The organism is Corynebacterium sp. (assembly GCF_043426755.1).
Classification (GTDB): Bacteria; Actinomycetota; Actinomycetes; order Mycobacteriales; family Mycobacteriaceae; genus Corynebacterium.
On record NZ_JBHWRP010000021.1, the window covers coordinates 1 to 7,641 of the forward strand.

Below are 7,641 nucleotides of genomic sequence, written 5' to 3' on the forward strand. Positions count from 1 at the left end.
GTGCGGACTGCGCTGAGGCCACACTCATCGGGCTGAGGGCAACAGCCACGGCAGTGGCGGCGGCGAGGAGGGTGCGGTGTATGCGGGGCATGAAGGACTCCAAAATCACGACAAATATACAGTTTCCAAGTCAAATTATAACTCTGATCTGGTGAAACTTGAAGTGAAACTAACGATTCGGATACGAAGTGACGTTTCATTCAGCCCGAACCTTTGGAAAGTGACACTATGAAAATATCTCGTGGAAATTTCAGCTTCCACTCAGATAAGTGGTCCATCGCGTCAGAAAAGAGAAAACTTCACCATGCAGCGCCGCGTCCATCTCCGGAACTTCGCACTATCATCCGCCACCATCGTTGCAGTGGCTCTCGTCCCACCCGTCTCCTCTGCACAGGAGGTGCCGACATCCAGCTCGGTGGGCAATCTGCCCGCCGTGAACGTGGATATCGCTCCGCTCAATACCGCGCAGATCGTCGACCAAGTCCGTGCCGACGCCAGCGCTGTCGGCATCACATTGCCACAAGTAGACCCGTCGCTGATGACGGCGATTGATAACAGTGTCAATCAGTTCCTGCCGCAGCAGCCAGTGCTTAGCGACGACGCTCCCGCCCCTGCGGAGCCGGGGCCGGTGCCAGGACCGGTGCAGGAATCGGGCGAAGCGCAACCCGCTCCGGGCGTGCCGCAAGGGCCGGCACTGACTAACCCACACCCGATCGGGCTCGACGCTGTGGAAGAACCGCTGCCGGTGACCACGAACCAGAACTACTGGTGGCGTGATGATGCGGTGAGCAAGGTCATGGCTGCCAAACCTTTTGCCGACTATGTTCTGCACCGCGTCCCAGGTTCCTGGTTTGATGCCCCGCGCATTCCAGAGGTATCGAACCAAGCGATGACGAACGGCGCGTCCCTCTACGGTCCTGGTACGCCGATCTATGTGGGGGAGGACGCTCTGTGCACCCTCACCATGGCAGGCACCGACGCCGACGGGCGCAAGATTGGCATCACTGCCGGGCACTGTGGCGAAGTCGGGGAAGCGGTCTCTTCAGCGGACTCGTGGCAGATCGGCCCATCCGGCACCGTGGTCAGTAAGAACGAGTACTTGGACTATGCCGTGATCGAGTTCGGCTCGAACGCTGAGGTCACCAATACCTATAACGGGGCCACGGCCTATAGCGTCGGCGGTGAGCCACAGCCTGGAGAAATTGTGTGCAAGAACGGTGTAGCCACCGGCGAGACCTGTGGGATGACCCTGGTGACCGCCGACGACATGCAGGTCAACCAGGTCTGCGCAATGGTGGGGGACTCTGGGGCACCCGTCTTCCACCGCGGGCGCGTGGTGGGCATGGTCAACGGCGGCGTTCTGCCACGTCCCTACAACGTGGAATGCAACTCCCCGTGGCAGGGCGCGCTGCACGCTCCAACGGCCAGCGCCCGCATGGACGCGGTCGTCGCTGACATGAACGCGCAAGGCGGGGTCGGCGCCGGATTCAGCCTGGCTGACTAGCACCGACCAGCGCCGACTAATTAAGCGCGTCGAGTACCTGCTGGTGGAGGTGCCCATTGGTGGCGACGGCGTTGCCACCATGGGGGCCGTCCTCGCCGTCCAGAGAAGTGAAGGTGCCGCCGGCCTCGCCGACGATCACGCTGAGCGCGGCGAGGTCCCACAAAGACACCTCGGGCTCTGCTGCAACGTCTACTGCGCCCTCTGCGACCAGGCAGTAGGAGAAGAAGTCACCGTATCCGCGCAAACGCCAGCACTTATCGGTCAGCGTGAGGAACTGGTCCAGCTTGTCGTGGTGCTCGCGCCAGCCCTCTAGGGAGGAGAAGGAGAGGGAAGCATCCTCAAGCGAGGTCACCCCGGACACGCACAACTTCTTCAGCCCCTCTCCCTTAAAGGTGCGCCACGCGCCTGAATCCTGGGAGGCGTACCAACGGCGGGCGAGTGCCGGGGCAGATACCACGCCGACGACGGGCACGCCGTCGTCAAGAAGCGCGATCAAGGTGGCCCACACGGGCACGCCGCGCACAAAATTCTTAGTGCCATCGATCGGGTCGATCACCCACTGGCGGCCTTCCAAGACTGCGTCGCCACCGAATTCTTCGCCGAGGACAGAGTCGCCGGGGCGGGCGTCGGCGAGTTTCTCGCGCAGGGCTTCTTCAACGGCCAAGTCTGCGTCGGAAACAGGGGTCATGTCCGGCTTGGAGTTGACCTCTAGGTCACTGGCTTCGAAGCGGTCCAAGGTGATGGAGTCTGCTAGTTCAGCCAATTCAAGGGCAAGTGCAAGATCATCTGCGTAAGTGCTCATGCCATAATCCTAATCACCTTGGAGGGCCGAAGTAATCTCCGCAACGACCTGCTTCGATCCCGCCACGCACCACTCAACCCCGCCGGCCTGGACCTTTTCGGCGGCCCCGCCCACGCCCTCGACCAGGATTTTGCCCGGCAACCAGTCCCAATCCGCCACGGAATGCTGTAGCCAGCCGCCCACATTGCCGGAGGCCACAGAGGCCAAATCGATGGAACCGGCGCCGAACATGCGCACGGTCGCCGCCCCACGCACGCCGCGCAGCCACGCCTCACGGATCGCATCCTCGCTCATCGAGGCCGGGTGCAGGTAGGACGCCACGGAGACTTGCGACAAGGGCTGATCGAAAAGCTGGGGCAGCGCCATCCCGTTCTTGGTCGAGCCTTCCAAGGAGCCCAGCCACGTGGTTTTCAAAGCGGGGCGGTTGACCGCGCTAAGAAGTAGATCGTCAGGGTTGGAGGGGTCGCCATCGATAAGCGCTAGTGCGCTACAGAAGTAGTCAGAGCCGGACGCGAAGTTATAGGTGCCGTCGACGGGATCGATGACCCAGACCCGCCCGGTGCTCGATTCCCGCGACGTGCCCTCTTCTCCCAGCAGCCCATCGTTGCCACGCAGCTCGGTGAGTGTGCGGGCGACAAAGTCTTCGGCGGCGCGGTCGGCGTCGGTGACAACGTCGGAGACAGATGTCTTATAGTCGGTGCTCACCCCGGCCTCGCGCATCTCCAGCGCCAGCGATCCTGCGTATTCGACAAGGTCGCGGGCGAGGTCTTGATCCGAGGAGTCGGCGTGGGCAGCGATAAATTCATCTGTTGTCTGGCGCATACCGTCCATTATGGGCCAAAGTTGTCGCTCGGGTAAGATTGGCGCCCATGCAGCCCGAAACCAGTTCCGCAGTTGAGCACCTTGACACCACCTTGACCACCATCGAAAAAGTGATGGACCTGGATGAGATGGCGATGCGCGTGCGCGAACTGGAGCAGCAGGCAGCGGACCCTTCGCTGTGGGATGATCCAGACCACGCCCAGCAGGTCACCTCTGAACTGTCGAATGTGCAGGCCAGGTTGCGTAAGGTGATCGACTTGCGCTCGCGTATCGACGATCTCCCCGTCATGTTTGAACTCTCCGAAGAAGAGGGTGACACAAGCATTGCCGAAGAGGAGCTGGCGGAGCTGACCAGGCTTGTCGACGCACTCGAGGTCACCACCATGCTCTCCGGCGAGTACGACGAGCGCGAGGCCATGATCAATATCCGTTCGGGCGCCGGTGGCGTGGATGCTGCCGACTGGGCTGAGATGCTGATGCGCATGTACACCCGCTGGGCAGAGAAGAACGGCCACAAGGTAGATGTCTATGACATCTCCTACGCGGAGGAAGCCGGCATCAAGTCCGCCACTTTCGTCGTCCACGGTGACTATATGTATGGCCAGCTATCCGTGGAACAGGGCGCGCACCGCTTGGTGCGGATCTCCCCGTTCGATAACCAGGGCCGCCGCCAGACCTCCTTCGCAGAGGTAGAGGTGCTGCCCGTGGTGGAGAAGACGGACTCGATTGAGATCCCCGATTCGGATATCCGGGTGGACGTGTTCCGCTCCTCGGGCCCTGGCGGACAGTCCGTTAATACGACTGACTCTGCCGTGCGCATCACGCACTTGCCGACGAATATTGTTGTCAGCTGCCAGAACGAAAAGTCCCAGATCCAAAATAAGGCCTCCGCTCTGGCCGTGCTGCAGTCCAAGCTGTTGGAGTTGAAGCGGCAAGAGGAGAAGGCAGAAATGGACGCGCTGGGTGCAGGCGGCAACGCGTCGTGGGGTAACCAGATGCGTTCCTATGTTCTGCACCCGTATCAGATGGTGAAGGATCTGCGCACGGACTATGAGGTTAATGATCCGCAGAAGGTGCTCGACGGCGATATTGACGGATTCTTGGAGGCCGGTATTCGCTGGCGGATGGCGGAAACGGAAAAATAATTGACACAACCGTTTCACCTGCCACACCCGTAACGGCTAGTGTTGAGTGGCGTGATCACTTTTTCCAACGTCACCAAGACATATCCCACCTCGACCCGGCCGGCTCTCGACAATGTCTCGTTTGAGATCGACAAAGGTGAGTTCGTCTTTCTCATTGGACCCTCAGGCTCCGGCAAGTCCACTTTCTTGGAGCTGATGATCCGCGAGGAAAATGTCACCTCGGGCGACATCTACTTCGACGGTATGCACGTGAACGAACTCAAAGGCAAGCAGGTCAACCAGCTGCGCCAGAAGATCGGCTACGTGTTCCAGGACTTCCGCCTGCTGCCCAAGCTCAACGTCTACGACAACGTGGCGTTTGCTCTTGAGGTGATCGGCAAGCCTAAGAATCGCATTAAAAAACTAGTGCCCGAAGCACTGGACCTGGTCGGCCTCGAGGCGAAATCCAAGCGCATGCCTAATGAGCTCTCCGGTGGCGAGCAGCAGCGCGTAGCGATCGCGCGGGCCTTCGTCGATAAGCCTCCGCTTCTGCTTGCCGACGAGCCAACCGGCAACCTCGACCCGGCGACCGCCGACGACATCATCGCGCTGCTCAGTCGCATCAACCGCACCGGTACCACCGTGGTGATGAGTACGCACAACGCACGCGCGGTCAATGACATGCGCAGACGCGTCATTGAGCTGCACTTGGGCAAGCTGGTGCGTGACGACGAGCACGGTGTCTACGGAACCGTCAACGATTAGGGGTAACTGATGAATTTAGGGTTTGTATTCCGCGAAGCGTTCCGTGGCCTCGGGCGTAACATCACCATGTCGATCGCCCTGGTGATCACGACCGCGATCTCGTTGGCGCTGGTGGGCACCGGCATTTTGATTTCACAGGTCACCAGCGACACCAAGGACATGTACTTGGACCGCGTCGAGGTCATGATCGAGCTCGACGAGAACATTTCGGCCACTGACCAGGATTGTTCGTCGGAAGCCTGCCAGGAGGTCCGCGACACGCTGCAGGCCGACGAAGGGGTGGAAAGCCTGACGTTCCGCTCCCGTGAGCAGTCCTATGACCGCTTCGTCGAACTATTCGGCGAAACCGATCCGGTGCTAGTCCAGGAGACTTCGCCGGACGCCCTGCCCGCCGCCCTGCACGTGCGGCTGGCAGATCCGACGGATCCAACTCCACTGGATGCCGTGCGCGATATGCCACAAGTGGCGCTAGTCGTTGACCAGGCTGAGGGCGTGCGCACCGCCGCCGGCAACCTCGACGCTTTCCGTAACGCGACCTTCGTCGTGGCTGCACTGCAAGCACTGGCCGCCATCTTCCTGATCGGCAACATGGTTCAGCTTGCGGCTTATCACCGGCGCGATGAGATGGGCATCATGCGCATGGTCGGCGCCTCCCGCTGGTTCACTAATGCACCATTCGTGCTGGAAGCTGCGCTTTCGGTCTTGTTCGGTGGCATCGTGGCAACCCTCGGCGTGTGGTTGGGTAAGACCCAGGTGGTCGACCCGATGCTGGGTGAAATTTACTCCTCCCAGCTCATCGCGCGACTGCCGGACAGCGCCGTGTGGACCGTCATGCCACTGGTCTCCCTGGTAGGCGTGATCGTCGCAGGCGTGGTCGCCCAAATTACGCTGCGGCTGTACGTGCGCAAGTAACCGACGAGGGCGTGACCACCTGCAATTGGGGGATCACGCCCTCTACCACGTAAGATAAGGCCCACTATGGCCAAGAAGAAGAAAAACAAGGACCGCTCTGTAATCGCGCAGAACCGGAAAGCGCGCCACGATTTCCACATCCTTGACACCTATGAGTGCGGGATTGTGCTTGTGGGCACCGAGATCAAGTCCTTGCGCGAAGGCAAAGCCTCCTTGGTCGAAGCATTCGCGACTATCGATGATGGCGAAGTGTGGCTGCGTAACCTCCACATCCCGGAATACTCCATGGGACATTGGACCAACCACTCGCCGCGGCGCACCCGCAAGCTGCTGTTGCACCGCTCCGAGATCGACTCTCTCGAGGGTAAGGTCCGCGATGGCCGCCGCACCTTGGTGCCTCTGTCCATGTATTTGAAGGATGGCCGCGTCAAGGTCGAGCTGGGCCTGGCCCAAGGTAAGCAGGACTATGACAAGCGCCGCGCCATCAAACAGCGCACCGAGGACCGCGAGATCGCCCGCGAGCTGGGACAGAAATTTAAGGGAATCAAGGCTTAAATCTCCCGCCTACAATGCTGGTTATGACTAGCACTACAAAGAAGACAGCATTAGTAACAGGAGCAACCCGCGGTATCGGCCGCGCAATTGCCGAGGAGCTGGGACGAGACCACCACATTCTGGTCGGTGGGCGCACAGGGGTAGGGGAGGTCGTCGATAAGCTTCCGTCTGCCGAACCTTTCGAGGCAGACCTCACCGATCAGGACGCGCTTGAGGCCGCCACCCGCGGAATTGAGCGGCTTGACGTGCTGGTGCATTCCGCTGGCGTGTGCCCGTGGCAGCGGCTGGAGGAATCGTCGATAAGCGACTGGCAGGACGCATTCGCGCTCAACGTATTCGCTCCAGCGGAACTGACACGGCTGCTGCTGCCTGCTTTAAGGCGGACAACGGGCCTGGTCGTGGCGATTAATTCGGGTTCAGGATATCACTCTGGTGAGAAATCCGGGCTGTACTCCGGCACCAAGTTTGCGCTGCGTGCATGGACCGACGCGCTGCGAGCCGAGGAGCTAGGCGCGCTGCGTGTGACCTCGATCCATCCTGGGCGGGTGGATACGGACATGCAGGTGCAGCTGCAGCAGGACATGGGGGCTGACGCCGAAGAATACGATGGCTCGCGCTACGTGGCGCCCGAATCGGTGGCAAAGGCCGTGCGCCTGGCGGCCGATGCGGGCCGCGATGCCTCGCTGGATGAGATTTCAGTGCGGCCGTCGGGGCTTGCGCTTTAGAGATAAGGCAAGTAAGGTGGACTTTCCTGTGGAGATACGCATGGATCCCGCCACAGGTAATGGGGTTGATTTTGGTTTCGACTTCGTTGACTAAGCCAGGGGAAGCGTGCCGGTGAAGGCTAGAGACCACCGTAAGCGTCGTAGCAACACAATAAACGCAGAGAAGAACTCTCAGCGTGACTACGCCCTCGCTGCATAATCCAGCGACGCGTGTCTGTCAGCCCGTGTGAGCCTCACACACGGAATCTGGCATCGACTTTCGAGGCTTGCTTGTTTAGCGTGTTAGTGCGCTAAGCAAGGACACCTTTCACTAACTGGGCCCGTCATCCCACCTCGTTTGCCTGAGTGGGAGGGCCGAGTAGAGACACCGTGCAAACTGCGCACGGAGAAGCCCTGGCGCGGCAGCGAAGGACCCGGGTTCAATTCCCGGCA

General features: G+C 60.5%; 8 protein-coding genes and 1 other RNA gene. 7 read left to right on the forward strand and 2 right to left on the reverse strand.

The genetic code is table 11. From position 1 onward, the window contains the following. Positions 1-304: 304 nt before the first annotated feature. Positions 305-1,504, forward strand: a complete 1,200-nt coding sequence (locus ACHFGA_RS01885; RefSeq protein WP_394280765.1) for a S1 family peptidase — start codon at positions 305-307, stop codon at positions 1,502-1,504. A gap of 16 nt (positions 1,505-1,520) precedes the next feature. Here ACHFGA_RS01885 and hisN read toward each other — a convergent pair whose 3' ends face one another. Both hisN and ACHFGA_RS01895 read right to left on the reverse strand, forming a co-directional pair. Next, on the reverse strand, positions 1,521-2,306 hold the full coding sequence (gene hisN, locus ACHFGA_RS01890) for a histidinol-phosphatase (RefSeq protein ID WP_394280766.1): 786 nt from the start codon (positions 2,304-2,306) through the stop codon (positions 1,521-1,523). A 9-nt stretch (positions 2,307-2,315) separates the two neighbouring features. After that, the gene (locus ACHFGA_RS01895; protein ID WP_394280767.1) at positions 2,316-3,128 is read right to left on the reverse strand and encodes an inositol monophosphatase family protein; all 813 of its coding nucleotides are present in this window, start codon (positions 3,126-3,128) and stop codon (positions 2,316-2,318) included. A gap of 47 nt (positions 3,129-3,175) precedes the next feature. Between ACHFGA_RS01895 and prfB the strand changes: the two genes are divergently transcribed. From prfB to ssrA, 6 genes are all read left to right on the forward strand, one after another. Continuing rightward, complete coding sequence (gene prfB, locus ACHFGA_RS01900) at positions 3,176-4,273, forward strand: peptide chain release factor 2 (RefSeq protein WP_394280768.1); 1,098 nt, start codon at positions 3,176-3,178, stop codon at positions 4,271-4,273. A 51-nt stretch (positions 4,274-4,324) separates the two neighbouring features. Then, a complete protein-coding gene (ftsE, locus tag ACHFGA_RS01905) occupies positions 4,325-5,017 on the forward strand; it encodes a cell division ATP-binding protein FtsE (RefSeq protein ID WP_394280769.1) in 693 nt (230 codons plus the stop codon). 9 nt (positions 5,018-5,026) lie between these two features. Continuing rightward, positions 5,027-5,929: a permease-like cell division protein FtsX gene (gene ftsX / locus ACHFGA_RS01910; protein ID WP_394280770.1), complete on the forward strand. Its 903-nt coding sequence runs from the start codon at positions 5,027-5,029 to the stop codon at positions 5,927-5,929. A gap of 66 nt (positions 5,930-5,995) precedes the next feature. After that, entirely contained in the window at positions 5,996-6,484 is a 489-nt protein-coding gene (gene smpB, locus ACHFGA_RS01915; RefSeq protein ID WP_018581874.1) for an SsrA-binding protein SmpB, read from the forward strand. A gap of 14 nt (positions 6,485-6,498) precedes the next feature. Then, positions 6,499-7,209, forward strand: coding sequence for an SDR family oxidoreductase (locus ACHFGA_RS01920; protein ID WP_394280771.1), 711 nt, complete (start codon positions 6,499-6,501; stop codon positions 7,207-7,209). 61 nt (positions 7,210-7,270) lie between these two features. After that, positions 7,271-7,641: a transfer-messenger RNA gene (gene ssrA / locus ACHFGA_RS01925) on the forward strand; the annotation flags it as partial.

What these genes read in the sequence shown, in the direction of transcription:
- ACHFGA_RS01885 (WP_394280765.1), top strand. Translation starts at nt 305, where the DNA reads ATGCAGCGCCGCGTCCATCTCCGGAACTTCGCACTATCATCCGCCACC.
- hisN (WP_394280766.1), bottom strand. Translation starts at nt 2,306, where the DNA reads ATGAGCACTTACGCAGATGATCTTGCACTTGCCCTTGAATTGGCTGAA.
- ACHFGA_RS01895 (WP_394280767.1), bottom strand. Translation starts at nt 3,128, where the DNA reads ATGCGCCAGACAACAGATGAATTTATCGCTGCCCACGCCGACTCCTCG.
- prfB (WP_394280768.1), top strand. Translation starts at nt 3,176, where the DNA reads ATGCAGCCCGAAACCAGTTCCGCAGTTGAGCACCTTGACACCACCTTG.
- ftsX (WP_394280770.1), top strand. Translation starts at nt 5,027, where the DNA reads ATGAATTTAGGGTTTGTATTCCGCGAAGCGTTCCGTGGCCTCGGGCGT.
- smpB (WP_018581874.1), top strand. Translation starts at nt 5,996, where the DNA reads ATGGCCAAGAAGAAGAAAAACAAGGACCGCTCTGTAATCGCGCAGAAC.
- ACHFGA_RS01920 (WP_394280771.1), top strand. Translation starts at nt 6,499, where the DNA reads ATGCTGGTTATGACTAGCACTACAAAGAAGACAGCATTAGTAACAGGA.